This is a genomic window from Apolloniradiicaulis salifontis (assembly GCF_053756655.1).
The window spans coordinates 989,393-1,008,665 of record NZ_CM132387.1 but is presented as its reverse complement, the minus strand read 5'-3'; the positions used below and the strand labels follow the sequence as shown (position 1 = coordinate 1,008,665).

Sequence of the window (19,273 nt, the reverse complement as noted above, 5' to 3'; positions counted from 1 at the left end):
AGAGTTCCATGAGCGGACCAAGCACTTACGAACCCAAATCCGGTCTGACGCGCTGGCTTGACGCGCGCCTGCCGATCGCCCGGCTGGGCTGGGATTCCTTCGTGGATTTCCCGACCCCGCGTAACCTGAACTACTGGTACACGTTCGGCGGCATCCTCACCGTCTGCCTGATGGTGCAGATTGTCACCGGCATCGTGCTGGCCATGCACTATGTGCCCCACATCGATTACGCCTTCGACTCCGTCGAGCGCATCGACCGGGACGTGAACTTCGGCTGGCTTCTGCGCAACATCCACGCAAACGGCGCCTCCATGTTCTTCCTGGCGGTGTACCTGCACATGTTCCGCGGGCTCTATTACGGCTCCTACAAGGCGCCGCGCGAGCTTCTCTGGATCCTGGGCGTGGTGATCTACCTGCTGATGATGGCCGCCGCCTTCCTCGGCTACGTGCTGCCCTGGGGCCAGATGTCCTACTGGGGCGCCATGGTGATCACCAATCTGTTCGGCGCGCTGCCGCTGATCGGCGGACCGGTGACCGAGTGGCTGTGGGGCGGGTTCTCCGTCGGCAATGCGACGCTGAACCGCTTCTTCTCCCTGCACTACCTGATCCCGTTCATCATTGCGGCCGTGGTCGGCCTGCACGTCTGGGCGCTGCACGTTCCCGGCAACAACAACCCGACCGGTCTGACTGTGAAGACCAAGAACGACACCCTGCCCTTCCACCCGTACTACACGGCCAAGGACGGGTTCGCGATCGTGCTCTTCCTGGTCCTGTTCGCCTTCTTCGTGTTCTACTGGCCCGACGCACTCGGCCACGCGGACAACTATATCGAGGCGAACGCTCTGGTCACCCCGGCCCACATCGTGCCGGAATGGTATCTCCTGCCGTTCTACGCGATCCTGCGGGCCGTGCCTGACAAGCTGGGCGGCGTGATCTTGATGTTCGGCGCCATCGCGGTGCTTTTCGTCCTGCCCTGGCTGGACACCAGCAAGGTGCGCTCGCTGCGCTACCGCCCGCTGGCCCGCTGGTTCTTCTTCTTCTTCGTCATCGCCTGCCTGGGACTGGGCTGGGCCGGCCAGGCCCTGCCCGACAACAAGGTTCCCGTTCTGGGCGCCATCGGCATGGACTTCCTGCTGCTGGGCCGTCTTTTGACGATCTACTACTTCGCCTACTTCCTGGTGATCCTGCCGGTTCTCGGCTTCATCGAGAAGCCGACCGCGCGCCCGGCCTCCATCGAGGACTCCGTGCTTGGAACCGGCAAGAAAACCGACACCGGCGGCAAGGCGACTGCGCCCCCCGCCGCTGCGCCCGCCGAATAGGAGTGCGAGACATGAAATCGATCCACCGCCTCCTCGCCGCCGCTTTCGGGGTGATCGCCCTCGCGACGCCGGCAGCCCTTGCGGCCGCCGGCGAGCAGAAGAAGCCCGAAGAGCATGAATGGTCCTTCGAAGGGCCGTTCGGCTCCTTCGATCAGGCCTCCCTGCAACGCGGTTTCCATGTCTACGAGCAAGTCTGCTCGGCCTGCCATGGCATGCGCCAGCTGGACTTCCGCCATCTTGGCTCCGAGGGCGGGCCGTTCTACATGGACGAATACCCCAACCCGAACGAAAACCCCGTAGTCCGCGCCATCGCCGCGAACTATCAGGTCGAGGACGGGCCCGACGAATACGGCGACATGTTCGAGCGGCCCGGCCGGCCCTCTGACGATCTGCCCCGCCCCTACGCCAACGAGCAACAAGCCCGCGCGTCCAATGGCGGAGCCTATCCTCCGGACCTGTCGGTGATCATCAAGGCCCGCTACGGCGGTGCGGAATATGTCCGTTCGCTGCTGCTTGGTTATGAGGACGAGGCCCCCGAAGACGTCGATCTGCGTCCGGGCCAGTACTACAACCCGTACATGGCTGGCGGCGTGATCGCCATGCCGCCCCAACTCTGGCCTGATCTGGTGGAGTATGAGGACGGCACCGAAGCAACGCCCGAGCAGATGGCTCACGACGTGACCGCCTTCCTGGTGTGGGCCAGCGAGCCGCACATGGAAGCGCGCAAGCGCATGGGTCTGATGGTCATGATCTATCTGCTGATCCTGTCCGGGCTGCTCTACGCCGCCTACCGTCAGGTCTGGAGCAATGTGAAGCACTAGGCGTCACGCTCCACGTAAATTTCGGAACCGGGCCGTCTGCCTTGCAGGCGGCCCGTTTTCGTATGAACACAAGCACGATAAGACAGAGGCCATGAAAAAAGATCCCGTCATCGTCTCCCCGCACCAGCAAGGCTGGGCTGAAGAGGGCCTGGACTGGGCCGAGCGCGTCGCCGGCGCCCTGGGCGAGGATGCGCTGCGGGTTGACCATGTGGGCTCCACCGCCGTGCCGGGCCTTGCGGCCAAGGACGTCATCGACATCCAGGCCCTGGTGATCCGCCTGGACGAACCTGAGGTGCTGATCAACCGGATGACCAAAGCCGGCTTCCGGCACGACGCCGATAACACCGGCGACCCGCCCCATGAAGACACCGCGCCCATCCTCGGCGAGGACGACTGGAAAAAGCTATATTTCCGCGAGCCCAAAACCGAGCGGCGCGTCCATGTGCATGTGCGCAGAAATGGCGGGGCGAGCGCGCGCAACACGTTCCTCTTGCGCGATTACTTACGCGATGACGCGGCGGCGCGGCGCGATTACGGCGCGTTCAAACTGGCGCTGGCCGAGAAGACAAAGAAGGATCGCGACGCCTATCAGGCCATCAAGCGGCCCTTCATCGCCACGGCCCTGCGCGCGGCCGAAGGCTGGGCCGAGCTGAACCGGTGGCAGGCCAGCGCGCCCGACGCGTTCTGGAGGAGCGGCGAATGAGCTGGAAACTGGGCATAATCGGCGGATCCGGCCTGTACGGCCTTCCCGGCCTTGAGGACATTCGCAAGCAGCGCCTGCATACGCCCTGGGGCGAGCCGTCGGGAGCGCTGGTCCATGCCCGGCTGGAAGGCGTGGAGCTGGTCTTCCTGCCCCGCCATGACGAGAGCCACCGCATCCCGCCGTCCAACATCAATTACCGAGCCAATATCGACGCCCTCAAACGCGCCGGCGTCACCGACGTGCTGTCCCTGTCCGCCTGCGGATCACTGAAAGAGGAGCTGGCGCCGGGCGCCTTCGTCGCCGTGGATCAGTTCGTGGACCGGACCTTCGCGCGCGAGAAAAGCTTCTTCGGCGAAGGCTGCGTCGCCCATGTGGCCATGGCCGATCCGGTCTGCAAGCGGCTCTCCAGCCTCGCCGCCGACGCCGCAGAGGCCGCCGGCGCCGCCCACGTGCAGCGCGGCGGGACCTATCTCGCCATGGAGGGACCGCAATTCTCCACCCGCGCCGAAAGCGCCCTCTACCGGTCCTGGGGGCTGGACGTGATCGGCATGACCAACATGCCCGAAGCCAAGCTCGCCCGCGAAGCCGAGCTGCCCTACGCCTCCATGTGCATGGTCACCGACTATGATTGCTGGCGTTCAGCCGACGACGATGTGGACATTAACGCCATCCTCAAGGTGATGAAGGCCAACACCCAGACCGCCCACGCCCTGGTGCGCCACCTGGTGGCGACGCTGGCGAAAACCGAACGCACGACCTCACCGCAAGGCATCGAGACCGCGCTCGATTACGCCATCCTCACCGCGCCGGACCACCGCGATCCCGAACTCGTCACCAAGCTTGACGCGGTGGCGGGCCGGGTTCTGGGCTAGAGCCTTTTCAGCGAAAGCGGGTACCGGTTTCGCGGTTCGAAAAGGCGATTAGTCACAGATCTAGAGCGGCGTCGCGGAGCGCCGGAGAGGCGTTTTCTCCGGGAAAAATGGCCATGAGCTGATCGGCGATCGTTGTCTGCGTGATCTCCATGGTGTGGCCGGCGGAAAGCTAGATATGGCTGGTCGCATAGCCGGGATCCCTCAGTCCGCCAAGGGCGAGCCTCGCCGCGCCACCGCGCCGCCCTATTTATTGGGCAAAGAGGTCCAATGCGCGCCGTCCTCGCCTGTCTCACCTTGCTCGTAAGCAGTCCCGCCCTGGCGCAGCCGGGTGTGCAGGCGGCCTATGACGCGGGCGAGTGGGCCACGGTGCAGGATCTCGCTGCGAGCGCGTCGGACGCTTTCTCCAGGACGCTGGCGGCCGAAGCCGCGCTCGCTCCGCTGATGCTGGGTGAGATGGCCGCAGCCGAACAGAGCGAGAAGCGCGAAAGGGCGCGCACGGCCGTCAATCTCGCTCGGGCGGCGCTGGATATTGATCCGGACTATCCGCGCGCCCGCCTCGCCTACGCTGCGGCGCTCGGCTATCAGGGCCGCTACACCAATCCCTTGAGCGCCACCCTCGCCCGCCTGCCCCAGCGCAGCCGCACTCAGATGGAGCGGGCCTTGACTCTCGACCCGGCCAATCCCTGGGCCAATGCGCTTGTGGGCGCCTGGCATCTGGAGGTGGTCCGCCGGGCCGGCGAAGGCGCGTTCGGCGCCGACAGCGAAACCGGGCTGGAGCGCTATCGCACCGCCGTCAGGCTCTCGCACACACCCGATATTCCCTATCACTTCGCCCTCGCGCTGCTGGCCCGTGACGCTGAGGCCCATGGCGAGGAGGCGGTTGAGCATCTGCGCGCCGCCGCCGTTATGGACGCTACGAACACGCTGGAGGCCGGCATGCGCGAGCTCGCGCAATCGCTGCTGGAAACCGCAGAAACCTCCGGCTCTGCCGCCCATGACGAAGCGGTGCGCCGACTTCAGGAATAAAGGGGCTCCGTTTCGTCCGGAAAGACCCCGTCAACGTCGCTGTGCTCTGCTGGCGCGATCAGCCCGCCGCCTACGCGCTCTTCTGCTTCGGCGCGCCGTCCAGTGTTTCAAGCTGACGCTGCGTGTCGTCGATCAGCCCTGAGATCGCATCGGTGGATTTCGCCGAACGGTCCGCCAGCTCACGCACCTCGCTGGCGACCACGGCGAAGCCGGCGCCGTGCTGACCGGCGCGCGCCGCCTCGATACTGGCGTTGAGCGAGAGAAGATTGGTTTGCGCCGACAAGCCCTTGAGCTCTTCGGCCATGCCCCCGACACGGACGAGCACCTCGTTGACGATTTCACGCGTCTGCTCGATTGAGCGCCGGCGCTCGGTGACGTCATTGCCGTACAGCACGAACCGCTCCACCGCCCCGTCAAAGCCGCGCAAGGGCTGGATTGCGCCGGAAACCCACGCCTCTGCTCTGGTTCCCGTAATGCGCAGCTCGCAGGTGATCGCTTCCCCCGCTGTCAGGCGGGCGTGTTCGGGCCCGCTGATCAGATCTTTCAGTTTCAAGTGGCTGCGCGTCGCTCCGACATCGGTCAGAAGTGCGTCGAACACGCCATTGCTGGCGACCACAGCGCCGGATGGATCCCATTCCCCCACCACATTGCTGGCGATGATCGCCGCCATGCGCGCTTCGTGTTCGATGGATTGCTGCTTCACCCGCGTGATGTTGGCCTGGACCGAGATGAATCGCTCCACCGCCCCGCCGGACCCGCGCACCGGATTGATGGACAGCGAAATCCAGTAAGCTTCTCCCCGCTTGGTGTAGTTCAGGATCTCGTCATAGAACGCCTCGCCCTCGCTGAGCCGGGCGGCGATAGGTGCGCGGGTATCTGGATCGGTGCCATGGCCCTGGAGGACATCACCCGGTTTGCGGCCGTGCACTTCGTCCGCCGCGTACCCTGTGAGCCGCGTGAAGCCGGGATTGACGTATTCTATCCGGCCCTGGGCGTCGGTGATGATCACTGAATTGTCGGTTTCGTCGGCCACCAGCGACAGCAGCTTGAACTGCTCGCGCTGGCGCACGGCGTCGTCCACGTCCTTCACGAAGGCTGTGTAGGAGATCTCCCCGTCCACTTCGATCTTCGACAGGGACAAGGCGCCCCAGCGCCGCTCGCCGTCAGCGCGTTCCACAAGAACCTCGCGCGACGTGCCGACAATCTTGTCCTGCCCGGTGCGCCGATTGGCGTCCACCCAGCTGTCGTGCCGGTCCCGCATTTCGCTGGGAACCAGCATCTTTACATTTTGACCTATCACCTCGGCCGCCTTGTAACCCCAGAATGTCTCGGCGGCGCGGTTGAAGAAGGTGACATTGTTGTGGGCGTCAATGGACACCACTGGGTCGATGGCCTGGTTGAGGGTCTGGGTGATGATCTCGCGCGCCCGGCGCTGCTCTGTGATGTCCTTGACGAAGGCGGTGTAGAGGATCTTGTCGCCGGACCGCACTTTGGACAGGGAAAGATTCGCCCATGCCTTCGAGCCATCCTTCCGCTCAATCTCCACATCCCGCGACGTTCCGACAATTTTGTCGCGGCCGGTGGCGCGATTGGCGTTCACCCAATCGTCGTGGCGATCCTGCATGAGGTGCGGCACGAGCATTTTGACATTGCGGCCGACGACTTCATCGGCGCCATAGCCCCAGAGCGCCTCGGCGGAGGCGTTGAAAAAGGTGATGGCGTTCGTCTCGTCGATGGAGACGACCGCGTCGAGCGCCTGGGTCAGGATCTGCCGCGTCATTTCACGCGCCTCCCTCTCGGCGCTGACATCCTTCACGAAGGCCGTGTAGTAGGCCTTTCCGCCCGCGTGGACCTTGGAGAGGGACAAATTGGTCCACACGCGCGAGCCGTCCTGGCGAATCAATTCCACATCGCGCGAGGATCCGACGATCTTGTCGCCCGCGCCGGCGCGGTGGGCGTTGACGAAGCCGTCATGCCGGTCGGCCATGTCCGGCGGTACGAGCATCTTCACATTGCGCCCGAGAACTTCCTCGCGCTTCAGGCGCCAGAGGGCTTCAGCCGCCGCGTTGAAGAACACGACGCGATTGTTCGGATCGATCGTGACGACCGCATCAATGGCCTGTTCAAGCGCCTGGCGCTCCAGCGAGGATCAAAACGCGACGACACTCATGACTCAGCTCCTTGGCCCAATGAGAAGGGCGCCAGAAAAGCGCGGCGTGAGTAAAATTATTACTAACCAAGTTCCCGCGAAGAAACTCGGGATTTAGGCCTCGATCCGGCCGGTGTGGCGGCGTGCAGACGCAGTCGTGAAAAAGCCCCGGCCGCGGGGCCGGGGCTTGATCGACTGCGAGCCTAAAGGCCCGGGTCTATTCCGCGTGCAGCGCGCTGGTGAGGGCGCGGTTGGACAGGGATTTGTCGAAATTGGCCCACACGCCGTCATCGCCATGCCAGGCGCCCTTGGTCGCGCCCTTGGAGTATTCGGTTGCGCGCGCTTCGAAGAAGTTGGCGTGCTCGACCCCGTTCAGGATCTCGGTGAGCCACGGGATCGGGTGGTCCTTGACGCCGTAGATCGTCGGCAGCTTGAGCTGCTTCATGCGCCAGTCGGCGATGTAGCGGATATAGCCCTTGATGTCGTCGGGCGTCATGCCTTCCACTTCGCCGGCCTCGAAAGCCAAATCGATGAACTTGTCTTCCAGGCTCACCACCGTCTTGCAGCAATCGGCGATGTCGTCCTTCACGCCTTGAGTCAGAGCGCCGGACTCCTCGGCGAAGGTGTGGAACATCTTCATCATGCCCTCGCAGTGCAGCGACTCATCGCGCACCGACCAGGATACGATCTGGCCCATCCCCTTCATCTTGTTGAAGCGCGGGAAGTTCATCAGCATCGCAAAGCTGGCGAATAGCTGCAGACCTTCGGTGAAGCCGCCGAACACCGCCATGGAGGTGAGGATGTCGCGGTCGGTCTCGACGCCGAACTTGCCCAGATAATCGTGCTTGGCCGCCATCTCCTCATACTCCATGAAGGCGGAGAACTCGGTGTCGGGCATGCCGATGGTTTCCAGCAGCAGCGCGTAGGCGGCGATATGCACCGTCTCCATATTGGAGAAGGAGGCCAGCATCATGCGCACTTCAACCGGTTTGAAGAGCGGCATGTAGTTTTCCATGTAATTGCCGCCGACTTCCACATCCGACTGGGTGAAGAAGCGGAAGATCTGCGTGAGCAGGCCGCGCTCCTTGTCGGTGAGCTTGGTCGCCCAGTCTTTGCAGTCCTCGCCCAGCGGCACCTCTTCGGGAAGCCAGTGAACCTGCTGCTGGGTCTTCCAGAAATCATACGCCCACGGATAGCGGAACGGCTTGTAGGAATGGCTGGGCGTCAAAAGTCCCGGACGGTCTGAAGCGATGAGGGTCATGGTCGGATCTGTCGTCCCCGGCTCGATTGGGTCGCGCAGTATGGCGCAGCGCTTATGTCTACATATTGTGGTTAAAGGGGTCTGAACGTCCACCCCTTGTGACTGTTTGGCGCAGCCTATCCACAGGCCCGCGCAGCATCGGACTCGATCATCTATGATTCTAGAACGCCCGGGACAGGGAAATCGCGCCGAATTTCTGCATGCCGTTCTGGCCCTGAAACTGCTCGGTGCGCACGATATAGGTAAAGGCCAGCCGATAGCGCCCGGCGTGGATTGCGGCGCCCGCCTGCAGATCGGCCACGGCGAAATATTTTTCCACGCTGGCTGAGTCGGTGAAGGTGTTGCCGTCCAGAAAGACGTCGCGCGCCACACCATAGGCCCCCACCCCGGCGAACACATAGCCGGCGACTCCCTCGCCCGGCCGGTAAAGGCTGGACGGGCCGATGGCGGGGCGCAGGCGCGGCGGGGCGAACGCCTGATCCAGGCCGAATCCGGCGCGCACCGTGGCGCCTACCGACGCGCTGGTGCGCAGCGTGCCCAGCGTCAGGCCGGCATGGGTCAAGGCGTCCAGCTGCAATGGCCCGATATTCGGCCCGGTATGGCGCACTCCGCGCTGGCCGGAAATGGCGAAGACGATCTCGTCCTTCAGCTGCGCGTCCCAGCCGAGCGGCTGCTCGCCGTCAATGAGCTGGTGCCAGCTTTCCTGAATGAACTCCCCGCCGGCGCTGGGGCCGATCAAGCCGATATCGATCATCACCGTGTTTTCCGCATTCGCCTCGGAAGCGGCGGCGAAAAATTGCACCGACAGATGCGCCGCGTAGGGGTGATCATCCGCGGGCGGAACCTCCAGCGTGATGTCGCGCGGCGTATACAGCGTGTGGGAGACCGCAAACCCGTCGCGCAGTTCGATCCCGTCCAGATCCACAAAAGGCTGGGTGCGCGCCGCGCGCCGGAGCCAGGGATTGAAATCATCGGCGGGCCGCACCCATTCAAGGCGCAAACCATTGGAGTAATTGCGATCCGTCCCGCCGAACAGATCATTCTCGACCACCAGGGAGATCATCCCTCGATCGGGCCCCGGGGCAGTCGGCTGCGCCGGCTGGGCGGCGAGCAGGAGTGCGGCCAGAGCGATCACCCTTCAGCGGACCTGAAGCTCGGCCTGGGTGTGCAGCACGCCAGCCTTCATGACGTGGGTCAGGCTGCGAAACGCGGCGATATCCTCGCGGGGATCTTCGGCCAAGACCAGAAGATCGGCGGCCTTGCCCGCCTCGATTGCGCCGATCTCGTCGGCCAGGCCCATGGCCGCAGCGCCGGCGCGGGTCGCCATGACGATCAAGGCGTCGGTGGGAATCCCGGCGGCCTGCATGCGCTCCATCTCCTCATAGATGGACGGGCCGTGCAGGGTCAGCGGGTTGCCGGCGTCGGTGGCCACGATGATTCGTCCGCCCGCGGCGTGAACGGCGCGCAGATTGGCGTCCATCTGGGCGTTCGAGCGCCCGACGCTTTCCATCTCCGATAGCGCCCAGGCGGCGTCCAGCCATTGCGGCGCGGCCTCGGCGAAGCGCTCAGGGTGGGCGATGCGCTCGCGCATGGCGTCGTCCACGCAACTATTCGGATCATCGATCTCAGGCGCGGCGCCCAGCGCCACCGCCGCCAGCGCGCGGCTCCAGTTCTCACCGACCACCAAGGTGGGCGCGTAGACCGCATCATTGGCAAGCAGAAGGTCTATGAATTCGGCGTCCACCGGCGCGTCCTCGACCGAATGGACCAGCATCTCCGCCCCGGCGCGCAGGGCGGACTTAGCGTTCGCGAGCTCGGTCGCGTGGACCCAAAGCGGCAGTCCGGCCGCGTCGGCGGCCTCGCCCACCAGCATCAGCCGCGCCTCCAGGATTTCGCGCTCGCCTTCTGGCGGATCGAGAAACCAGACCTTGACCGCATCTGCGCCGATCTCCTGCACATGCGCGACGCCGGCCAGCGCGGCTTCATCGGAGTCCATGGGCAGAAAAAGGAGCTGATCCTCAAGCTCGCCCCACGCGAAGACGCGATTGCGCGCGCTGGCGTGGGTGATCAGCGGTCCGGCCGCGATCCGGCGTACGCCGTCCGGTCCAGCCGAATCGGCGCCTGGCGCGTCGGTGACGGTCCAGTCCTGCCCGCCCGTATCGATCACGGCGGTGACGCCGCTGCACAGATAAGCGCGTGGCCAGCGGCCGGGATCGGCGCGCAGGGCCGCGACCGTTTCGGGATAGGGATATACGTCGCGCGCCTCGATCCCGTCCGGCCGCCCGTCGAGCCAGCCGGTTTGGCCGTAATGGACATGGCCGTCCACCAGACCCGGCGTAATGAAAGCGCCGGAGACATCAACGATGGTCGCGCCCTCAGGCGCGGCGTCCATGCAATCTTGCGATGCGCCGGCGCAAGTGATGCGCCCGTCCTCGATGATCACCATCGAAATCGGGATCGCCGCGCCGCCATTGCCGTCGATCAACGTCCCGCCCGCCAGCACGGTCTGGGCGTTCGCGACTGCGCCGAACGCCAAAGCGCCCACGGCGGCGGCCAGAATGGTATTGGATTGATGTGTCATGGCGCGTCCTTCCGACTTCACTCAAAGGTCTGCCTGTACCCCGAGCGGGTCAAGCCGGGCGGAAGACCGCGCAAGAAAAAAGCGCGGGCTGTTCGCCACGCGCTTTTTCAGTTTCGCCTGTGAAGGCGACGGACCGTCAGCCTAGCGCCGCCAGGTCAGCGAGAAGGCGGCGAACCCTTCCTGCGTGTCCCAGCTTTCCTGGGGCATGGAATATTCGGTCTCCCGGTGGACATAGGCGAAGGAAAGGTCGGTGCCGCCCAAACGCATGGCCACGCCCGCCTGGGCGTCGCCGACAATGGCGTAGGGCTCCATCGCCAGCGCGCCGCGCACGTCAAAGCCCTGTCCGGGATCGTACATGACCGCCTGCCGGTCGGCCCCGGCGAAGAACCACCAGGCCGGGCGGTCGAATTCGGTGTTGATATACTGGCCCAGGCGCACCGTGGCGCCGGTCTCCAGCGCAGCGCTCTCGCCGCCGACGCTGACGCCGGCGCGTGGCGCCAGGCCGTAATCGAGCCCGTCGGAGGCGGTGGTGTCGAACGAGCGCTCATAGCGCAGGGCCATTCGGCGCGGCTGGTCGCGCTCCTGGCGCAGGGCGCGCCCGGCGCTTTCGGCGTAATCGGGCCGGAACCCGAGGAACGCCGCATCGGGCGCTCCACCGTCAAACAGCGAGACGCTCACGCGGCCCCCTGTCGGCGAGTAGGCGAGCGTGGCGTCACCGCCGGAAAACGCAGCGAGGCGGTCGCGGGCCGGAGATTCGATGCGTGCGACCATCACCGCGTCAGCAAACCGCGCAGCCGCGGGCCGCGGCGAAGCGACATCGGCGACCGCCGACGGCCGAGCGGTGTAACGAAGCGTCCCAGCCATGGGCGCGCTGGCCAGGCGGGCGCCAGGCTGGCGCGGCGCGGCGCGATCAAATTCCTCGTAAAGCGGCCCGAGAATCATTGTGCGCACGTGCTCGGAGGATGTCGCGCTTGACTCCTCCACCTGCGCCAGCGCGGGTGCGCAAGCGAGACCCGCGACCATGGCGGCCCCGGCGAAAACCCGGCCCTGCCGGCTGGTCTGTGATGAAAAGCTCTGCGGCTTGTGTTCCATCTTGTCCTGTTCGCAAGCGACTCAAACCGCCGCCGCGTCCTCCCTGTAGATGATGACATCATAACACATCAATTCACCGTGAAGAGCAGGTTTTCACAAAAACAGGGTCACCAAATTCTTACCTGCGTTCCGGCTCGCATTTCTCTGCGCGTCACCGCCGAGAGTGACAGTTTAACGTGCCGTCACGCTAAGGCGTTCCGCATGAACAACGCCTGAAAGCCCGCCCGAGCGGCGACCCATGTGTAAAATCAGGCGTGTGCGCCATGCGCCTCGCGCGCATGCGAACTGGCGCTTGCTCGGCTTGCGATCACGGCGGCGCCTCCGCCGCCACAGGAAAGCTGGCCAACTAGTCAAAAATATTTGACATTATATCAAGAATTTTTTACTAGACCAAATGTCTAAAATTTTTGATACAGTATCAAAGGAGTTTGACATGTCATTTCAGGAAAAGAGCAATCTCGCCATGTTGGCGATTCTGACCCTGGTGTTCGGCTGGTATTTCGGCGTGGTCGTGCCGCCCTTCTTCGACCTTGAGGTCGCGCCGCCCGCCGCGGCGGTGGGCGGATTGCTTATGGCCCTCACCATCTTCCTCGTGGTGCTGTCGATCATCGCGCACATCCTGCTCGCGGCGCTCGCCCCAAGCCAGTCCGGCGCCTCGGATGAACGCGACCGGACAATCGAGACGCGGGCGGACGCGCGCTCAGGCTATGTGGTTGGGTTTGGAGCGATCATGACGCTGGGGCTTCTGGTCTTCGGTTTTGCGCCGTTCTGGGCCGCAAACGCACTGCTGGCGTCGCTGGCCACGTCCGAAGTCGTGAAAGCGGTCCTGCGCGCGATTGATTATCGCCGGGGGTTCTGATGGCGAAACCCACTCGCATCAGAAACCGCATCCGCGAGCTGCGCTTTCACGCCGGCGAGATGACCCAGGCCCAGCTCGCCGAGCGCATCGGCATGACCCGCCAGACCGTACTCGCCATCGAACAGGGCAAATATTCGCCCTCTCTGGAGAGCGCCTTCCAGATCGCGCACGTCTTCGGCGTCGGGCTGGATGAGGTGTTCCAGTACGGTGAGGACGGGTGAAGGGGTGAGCCGCACCCCGCACCCGCGGGCCTAATCGTTGGCCTTGCCGGCCTGATCGATTTCGGCGGCCGAGAACGTCCACTCTCGATTGCAGTATTCGCACGTCATGGCGACCTTCCCGTCAGGATCGCTCATATGCTCGCGGTCATCGCTGGGAAAGCGCGCGAGCAGGCGGGCGAGCCGGTCATGCTCGCAGGCGCAGCGGCGCACCACCGGACGGCTCTGCTCCACGCGCACGCCCTCTTCATGGAAGAGGCGGAAGAGCAGGCGACCTGACGTGATCACCGGATCAATCAGCTCGTCGGGCTCCACCGTATCGAACAGCGCGCGGGCGTGGTCAAAATCGGCGTCGGTTTCACCGCGGGCGTCATCGGCGGCGATGCGCTGGATCAGCGCGCCGCCGCAGCGCCAGACATAGGTCCCGCCGGCGATCATCTGCCGGCCCACGGCGAGCTTCAGGCGCGAGGGCACCTGTTCGGACTGGTCGAAATAATGCTCGGCGGCGGCGGCCAGGGTCTCGCCCTCGATGGAGGTGACGCCCTGATGGCGCTCCATCCCGGGGCCGGGGTCCACGGTCATGGCGAAATGGCCGCCGCCCAGCAGCATCTGCGCGCCCACCGGCCCGCCATTGACCTTCTCCAGCGTCTTCACCCGCTCGGGATCGTACTTGGCGTAGGCGCGCACGCCCTCGCCCGGCACGAAATCGGCGACGACGAACGCCACCGCGCCCTCGCCCTCCACATGCTGACCTTCAGAGCCGGGTCCGCTGGCCTGGACAATGAGCTTGCCCTCGAATTTCAGGGAGTCCCCGATCAGGGTCGCGATCATCGCCGCCTCGCCCACCAGGTGGGCGACGCTAACCGGATAGGCATGGGCGGACAGGATCGCGTCCGCCGTGGCCCCCAGGCGGACGACGCGGCCGCGCACAGGCCGGCCTTCCAGCTGGAACACCGTAACGATGTCGTCGCCGGCTCCGAAATCGTCCGGCGCCGGCGTCTTCCCCATTTCGCCCATCAAATCGTAATCCCTCCGAGCGGCGCTTACGCCGCCTCGCGCTCAATCTCGCCCAGCGCCCTGTCCAGCGCACCCACAGCTTCGCGCACATGATCCTCGTTGATGATCAATGGCGGAGCCAGGCGCGCGACATTGTCGCCGGCCGCTCCCATGAGCAGATGGTGTCCACGCGCTTTTGCGACCAGTGTCTTGTTCACATAGCCTTCAGTCAGCTTCAGCCCGATCAGAAGGCCGCGCCCGCGCACTTCCACGACCTTGTCCTTGTGCTCGTCTGCGAGGCCGGAGAGCTGCTGGCGCAGCGTGTTGGAGATATCCACCACGTGCTGCATGAAGCCGGGGCTCGAGAGCTCGTCATAGACGACATTGCCCACCGCCATGGCCAGCGGATTGCCGCCGAATGTGGAGCCGTGGGTGCCCACCACCATGTGCTCACCCGCCGCGTCGGTGGTCAGGCACGCGCCCATGGGAAAGCCCCCGCCGACGCCCTTGGCCACCGCCATGATGTCCGGCGCGGCCGTGCCGGCCCATTCATGGGCCCACATCTTGCCGGTGCGCCCGGCGCCGCACTGCACCTCGTCATAGATCAGCAGAAGGCCGTGCTCGTCGCACAGCTCGCGAAGCCCGCGCAGGCAGACGTCGGGAATGGCGCGCACGCCGCCCTCGCCCTGCACAGGCTCGACGCAGATCGCGGCGGTCTCCTCGGTGATCGCGGCGCGCAGCGCGTCATGATCGCCGAACGGGACCTGATCAAAGCCCTCCATGCGCGGACCGAAGCCCTCCAGATATTTCTCGTTGCCGCCGGCGTTGATCGCGCCGAACGTGCGGCCATGGAACGCGCCGGTGACGGTGATGATGCGATACTTGTCCGGGCGGCCGTTGGCGTAGTGGTAATGGCGCGCGGTCTTCAGCGCGGCCTCCATGGCCTCGGCGCCGGAATTGGTGAAGAACACCCGCTCGGCGAAGCTGTCGCGGCAGTATTTCTCCGCCAGCTCGATCTGGCCGGCGACGCGGAACATGTTGGAGGTATGCCAGAGCTTTTCAGCCTGGTCCTTCAGCGCGGCCACCGCCTTGGGGTGGGCGTGTCCGAGCCCGTTCACCGCAATGCCGGAGATGAAGTCGAGATATTTGTCCCCGCCTTTTTCGAACAGATAGGCGCCCTCGCCGCGCTCGAAATCGAGATTGGGCGGCGCGTAGGTTTCCATCAAGGGCTTCGGCATGGACGGACTCCGTCGGACGGGTGTGTGAAAAACGAACCGCCTGATCTAGGCGGATTGGGCTCAATCCTTCAAGCGCCAGCCTGAGCGCAGCAGCAGATAGCTGGCGGCGAGCAGCGCGAGATTGATTGCGGCGGCCATCACGGCGCCGATCCAGAGAACGCTGTCATGGGCGCCGATAAAGCCGTAGCGAAACCCGTCGATCAAGAAGAAGACGGGGTTGGCGTGGCTGATGGAGTAGAACGGCTCGGGCAGTATTTTGATCGAGTAGAACGTGCCCGACAGAAAGGCGAGCGGCATGATGATGAAATTGCTGATCACCGCGAGATGATCAAACTTCTCCGCCCAAAGCCCCGCGATCAGGCCGATCATGGAGAACATGGCCGCCGCCGACAGGCCGAAATAGAGCACCGCCCAGAGATGAACGATCTCCATATTGATGAAGGGCGCGATGGCCAGCCCGGTGGCCAGCGCCACCAGGGCGCCGCGCGTCACGGCGCCGCCGATGAACGCGGCGGCGAGCTCTGACGGGCTCAGCGGCGGCATCAGGAAGTCCACGTGATTGCCCTGCACCTTGGCCACGATCAGCGAGCTGGAGGAGTTGGCGAAGGAATTGTTCAACAAACCCAGCATCACAAGGCCTGGAGCCAGAAAACTGGTGAACTCCACGCCCATCATGTCGCCGCGCCGCGATCCGATCGCGAGCGAGAAGACCATCATGTACAACAGGCTGGTGGCAACCGGCGCCAGGATGGTCTGGAAATGCACCTTCAGGAAGCGGCGCACCTCCTTCTTGTAGAGCGTCCACAGGCCCAGCCAGTTCACCGCGCCCAGCGCGCGCGGCTGCGGCGCGCTGACACTGGCGCCGGCGCTTGTGTCGTGCGGCGCAAGGCCCTTCGCGGTGTCGGTGGCGTGATCGGCCATGGGCGGGCTCCTGTGGGTCAATGCGTGACACCGGCTTTAGCACGGGTTCGAGCGGCTTCGCACCCTCGCCGCTGAGCGTCGCGGAGCGCTTGAGTTCGAGATCGCGATTGAAAGCGAAAGCCGGGCGAAGAGCGAAACGCCGCTACCAGCCGACGCCGGCGCCCACCAGCAGGCCGGCGCCGAACAGCACGCACGCGCCCAGGGCGAGGCCAGCGCCGATGAGGATCCGGCCGATCAGCTGCTCGCGCTGGTGATCGAGCTGTTGGGGATGAGTAAATGCGCTGTCGGCCAGAAGGCTCGCCGGGTCGGCCTCGCCGCCATGGCTGGACGCGGCGCCGGTGGAGAACTGGCACAGGCGCGCCAGCAGATCCACCGCCAGGCGCGCGGTGGCCTTGTCTTCCAGTTGCAGATGCACCGTGCCGGCGCCGTGATTGAGACGCTTGGCGCCCAGCGGCGTTCCGGCGGCCCCGGCGCCCGGCGCGCTGGTGAGCCGTGAATAGCGCCGCACCTCGTCGGCGTCTGAATCTTCAGGGTCCGACTTGTCCGACGGCAATTCGAACAGCGAGAGGCGCATAAGGAATTCGGCGAGATTGGCGCGCTCCAGAAGTTTCAGCCGGTCCTCGCGCGACAGCCCGTCCGCCCCCTTCACCAGCGCCTCACCCAGGCGCTGAATGCGGATCGCTGCGGCCATGGGCTCCTCCACGCCCTTCAGCGCGGATTTGTCGTCCTTGGGGCCGCCACGCGACAGGCGCCGGCCGAACGGGCCGCGCTTCACATCGCGGGCCGGCTTACCCCGTACGAAGGGACCGCGGATCACGCCGCCAAAGCTGGTCAGGCAGGAATCAAACGCCATGCGCGCGGCGCGCACCGCCGCGCTGTGGCGCACCTTGTCCGACAAGAGATCAGAGGTGAGCAGGCGGTCGGCCTGCCAGAGGGCGCGGGCGGCGGTCTGCAGGGATTGGCTGGCCGCTTCGGGATCGAATGTCTCGGCGTCCGAAAGGACTTCGCCGCCCGCTGCGCCGGCGTTGCGGCGGCGCTCCAGCGCGGTGTCCGCCTGACGGTTGAGCGAATAGAGAATAAGGTCGAACTGGTCATCGCGATCGCGCGGCCAGTCGTCCCGGCGCCACCGCCCAAGCTGGAAATACCAGCGCGAGGCGCCGCGCTGCAGGCGCGTATTGAGGTCGCGGCTGAAATCCAGCTGGTCGTCGCTGGGCAGGAGATCGAAGAAAACCTCGACGAAATCAAACAGCAGAAGGTTCGCCGCCACCGACCATTTCGAGCCGCCGAACGGCGCCTCGTCCGGCGCGCGACCCTCTGTGTTGAACACCCAGTCCAGTCCGCTCTCGCAGACCTGCGTCAGCAAGGTGGGCCGGGCGCCGCGGAACGGTTCGCGTGATTGCAGATAGGCGTCGGCCATGCGCTGGCGGGCGCGCCGGGGCAGATCCTTGACGGTGTGCTTTTCGTTGGCGTTGGCTATGGCGCGCGCGACCTGGGCGCGCAGCGCGCTTTCCTCCGAGACGTGATGGTTTTCGGTTTCCGCCTCCGACCAGAGGCGCTCGGCGGCGTCCTCGGTCAGATCGCGATAGCGATGAAGATAGAGGTCCTCGTCAAACAGGCCCCCGCTTTCAATGCGTGCGCGATAGCGCTGCGTGAACAGTTCGGCGACGCTCACACCGCTCCCCCCGGCGCAGATCCGCGCCTGGCGCGCTCCAGCAACGCAGCCTTTTCAAGCGCAAACCCGCTATCGATCCAGTCCGCCTCGAGCCGGGCGAGGATGTCGCCAAGCGCGGGGCCGGGTTCAAGACCCGCCGCCACCAGATCCTTGCCCGTCAGGGGAAAATGCGGCCGGCGCCAGTCACGGGCCGCGGCGATATCGGCGTCGGCGTCGCCCAGGCCCTCGGCCTCGTCCAGGCGTAGGCGCGCGATCACGGCGTCCGCGCCCAGCGCGTAGAGCGCGCGGTTGCGGGCGGCGGCGGAAAGGCCAGGGCGAACGCGCGGCTCGCCGGCCCGGGCGATCATGGCCCCGGCGCGCGCGCTCTCGCTCTTGGACGCTTTCATGCGCTGCATGACGCCTTCCACCGTTTTCCCCTCTCGCCCCACCAGCGCCACAAGGCGCAAAAGCGCATCGAGCTCGCGAGTCTTCCCTCGGTCGGCGTTAATTATGCCTGCGAAAAGTTTAAAGTCGAGCCGCGCAGGTAAGACTTCCTTAAGGACGTGACCTTCCTGCATCGCCTTTACGGCCTCACGCGGGTCGGGCGCGAGCAGAAGTTTCTTCAATTCCTTCCATACCCGCTCGGCGGAAAGATCGCGGATCGTCGCCGCCATTCGCGCGCAGGCGGCGTGGCCGTCCGGGTCGATCCCTGCGCCGTACCAGGCGTTGAACCGGTAAAATCGAAGTATCCGCAGGTGATCCTCGGCGATGCGGTCGCGCGCCTCGCCGATGAAGACCACCCGGCCGGCCCGTGCATCCTCGACGCCGCCCAAGGGATCAAACAGCGTCCCGTCGCGGCGTGAATAAATGCTGTTGAGCTTGAAATCTCGGCGCAGCGCGTCTTCGCGCCAATCGGTGGTGAAGGCCACAACGGCGCGCCGCCCGAACGTCTCCACATCCTTGCGCAGGCTGGTGACTTCAAAGGGTTTGCCATCCACCACGGCGGTCACCGTGCCGTGGGCGATTCCGGTGGGGGCGACCTTGATCCCGGCTGCTTCCAGGGCGGCGGCGGACTCCTCCGGGGTGAGCTGCGTGGCGATGTCGATGTCATCGACCGCGCGCCCCATCAGGGCGTTCCTGACGCATCCGCCCACAAAGCGCGCCCGGTCGCTGTCTCCTGGGCTCAACGCCTCCATGACGCGGCGCGTGTCAGGCGCGTTGAGCCAGGGGTGCCCGGCCGGATCGAGGCGCAGACTCATCGCGACGGGTCGTTGGACGGCTCGCGCTCGCGCTCCTGGAAGCTCCCGGGGCGAATCTGCCCGTCCTGAAGGCTCGGCGGGATATAGACGCCGTCCCCGTCGCCCTGCCCGATTTCAAGCACGGCCATGGCGAGGAGCGCGGCCACCGAGCAGGCGAAGCCCGCGCCCACCAGGATCGGCGTCGGCGCCGGCGCGTCGGGCGTTCCCTTGACCATCCGCCACAGCGTCCAGACGATGAACGGAAGCGAAAACACGACCAGCAAGATCACTGCAATACGAAGCATCTCATTCTCCTCGCCGGCGCGGT

At 65.3% G+C, this 19,273-nt stretch carries 18 protein-coding genes; 7 read left to right on the top strand and 11 right to left on the bottom strand.

Going from position 1 to position 19,273, the window contains the following annotated elements:
- The first annotated feature begins 8 nt into the window (after positions 1–8).
- The 5 genes from ACWCOP_RS04870 to ACWCOP_RS04850 all read left to right on the top strand — a co-directional run bounded on the left by ACWCOP_RS04870 (position 9) and on the right by ACWCOP_RS04850 (position 4,741).
- Positions 9–1,319, top strand: a complete 1,311-nt coding sequence (locus ACWCOP_RS04870) for a cytochrome b (RefSeq protein ID WP_478250098.1) — start codon at positions 9–11, stop codon at positions 1,317–1,319.
- Between the two features lie 11 nt (positions 1,320–1,330).
- Positions 1,331–2,140 carry a cytochrome c1 gene (locus tag ACWCOP_RS04865; RefSeq protein WP_478250097.1) on the top strand — a complete coding sequence of 270 codons (810 nt, stop codon included), beginning with the start codon at positions 1,331–1,333 and terminating at the stop codon, positions 2,138–2,140.
- Positions 2,141–2,231: 91 nt separating this feature from the next.
- The gene (locus ACWCOP_RS04860; protein WP_478250096.1) at positions 2,232–2,843 is read left to right on the top strand and encodes a GrpB family protein; all 612 of its coding nucleotides are present in this window, start codon (positions 2,232–2,234) and stop codon (positions 2,841–2,843) included.
- Entirely contained in the window at positions 2,840–3,715 is an 876-nt protein-coding gene (locus ACWCOP_RS04855; RefSeq protein ID WP_478250095.1) for an S-methyl-5'-thioadenosine phosphorylase, read from the top strand. Before ACWCOP_RS04860 ends, ACWCOP_RS04855 begins: the two co-directional genes overlap by 4 nt.
- Before the next feature lie 267 nt (positions 3,716–3,982).
- Positions 3,983–4,741 carry a hypothetical protein gene (locus ACWCOP_RS04850; RefSeq protein WP_478250094.1) on the top strand — a complete coding sequence of 253 codons (759 nt, stop codon included), beginning with the start codon at positions 3,983–3,985 and terminating at the stop codon, positions 4,739–4,741.
- Between the two features lie 70 nt (positions 4,742–4,811).
- Here the strand turns inward: ACWCOP_RS04850 and ACWCOP_RS04845 are convergent, their stop codons facing one another.
- From ACWCOP_RS04845 to ACWCOP_RS04825, 5 genes are all read right to left on the bottom strand, one after another.
- Positions 4,812–6,818 carry a methyl-accepting chemotaxis protein gene (locus ACWCOP_RS04845; RefSeq protein WP_478250093.1) on the bottom strand — a complete coding sequence of 669 codons (2,007 nt, stop codon included), beginning with the start codon at positions 6,816–6,818 and terminating at the stop codon, positions 4,812–4,814.
- 289 nt (positions 6,819–7,107) lie between these two features.
- Positions 7,108–8,151, bottom strand: a complete 1,044-nt coding sequence (locus ACWCOP_RS04840) for a ribonucleotide-diphosphate reductase subunit beta (RefSeq protein ID WP_478250092.1) — start codon at positions 8,149–8,151, stop codon at positions 7,108–7,110.
- A 160-nt stretch (positions 8,152–8,311) separates the two neighbouring features.
- A complete protein-coding gene (locus ACWCOP_RS04835) occupies positions 8,312–9,286 on the bottom strand; it encodes a lipid A deacylase LpxR family protein (RefSeq protein ID WP_478250091.1) in 975 nt (324 codons plus the stop codon).
- 3 nt (positions 9,287–9,289) lie between these two features.
- On the bottom strand, positions 9,290–10,732 hold the full coding sequence (locus ACWCOP_RS04830; protein WP_478250090.1) for an amidohydrolase family protein: 1,443 nt from the start codon (positions 10,730–10,732) through the stop codon (positions 9,290–9,292).
- A 141-nt stretch (positions 10,733–10,873) separates the two neighbouring features.
- Complete coding sequence (locus ACWCOP_RS04825; RefSeq protein ID WP_478250089.1) at positions 10,874–11,824, bottom strand: lipid A-modifier LpxR family protein; 951 nt, start codon at positions 11,822–11,824, stop codon at positions 10,874–10,876.
- 433 nt (positions 11,825–12,257) lie between these two features.
- Between ACWCOP_RS04825 and ACWCOP_RS04820 the strand changes: the two genes are divergently transcribed.
- Together ACWCOP_RS04820 and ACWCOP_RS04815 are read left to right on the top strand one after the other, a co-directional pair.
- The gene (locus tag ACWCOP_RS04820; RefSeq protein WP_478250088.1) at positions 12,258–12,683 is read left to right on the top strand and encodes a hypothetical protein; all 426 of its coding nucleotides are present in this window, start codon (positions 12,258–12,260) and stop codon (positions 12,681–12,683) included.
- Positions 12,683–12,904 (top strand): helix-turn-helix transcriptional regulator, encoded by a 222-nt coding sequence (locus ACWCOP_RS04815; RefSeq protein ID WP_478250087.1) that lies wholly within the window; start codon positions 12,683–12,685, stop codon positions 12,902–12,904. The genes ACWCOP_RS04820 and ACWCOP_RS04815 overlap by 1 nt, the downstream gene beginning before the upstream one ends.
- Before the next feature lie 30 nt (positions 12,905–12,934).
- Here ACWCOP_RS04815 and ACWCOP_RS04810 read toward each other — a convergent pair whose 3' ends face one another.
- The 6 genes from ACWCOP_RS04810 to ACWCOP_RS04785 form a co-directional block, all read right to left on the bottom strand.
- Positions 12,935–13,918, bottom strand: coding sequence for an Hsp33 family molecular chaperone HslO (locus ACWCOP_RS04810; protein WP_478250086.1), 984 nt, complete (start codon positions 13,916–13,918; stop codon positions 12,935–12,937).
- Positions 13,919–13,944: 26 nt separating this feature from the next.
- Complete coding sequence (locus ACWCOP_RS04805) at positions 13,945–15,135, bottom strand: acetylornithine transaminase (protein ID WP_478250085.1); 1,191 nt, start codon at positions 15,133–15,135, stop codon at positions 13,945–13,947.
- 60 nt (positions 15,136–15,195) lie between these two features.
- Positions 15,196–16,056: an ABC transporter permease gene (locus tag ACWCOP_RS04800; RefSeq protein WP_478250084.1), complete on the bottom strand. Its 861-nt coding sequence runs from the start codon at positions 16,054–16,056 to the stop codon at positions 15,196–15,198.
- A gap of 142 nt (positions 16,057–16,198) precedes the next feature.
- Complete coding sequence (locus ACWCOP_RS04795; RefSeq protein ID WP_478250083.1) at positions 16,199–17,728, bottom strand: hypothetical protein; 1,530 nt, start codon at positions 17,726–17,728, stop codon at positions 16,199–16,201.
- Positions 17,725–18,966: a CCA tRNA nucleotidyltransferase gene (locus ACWCOP_RS04790; protein ID WP_478250082.1), complete on the bottom strand. Its 1,242-nt coding sequence runs from the start codon at positions 18,964–18,966 to the stop codon at positions 17,725–17,727. Before ACWCOP_RS04790 ends, ACWCOP_RS04795 begins: the two co-directional genes overlap by 4 nt.
- Positions 18,963–19,250 (bottom strand): hypothetical protein, encoded by a 288-nt coding sequence (locus ACWCOP_RS04785; RefSeq protein ID WP_478250081.1) that lies wholly within the window; start codon positions 19,248–19,250, stop codon positions 18,963–18,965. The genes ACWCOP_RS04790 and ACWCOP_RS04785 overlap by 4 nt, the downstream gene beginning before the upstream one ends.
- Between the last annotated feature and the right edge of the window lie 23 nt (positions 19,251–19,273).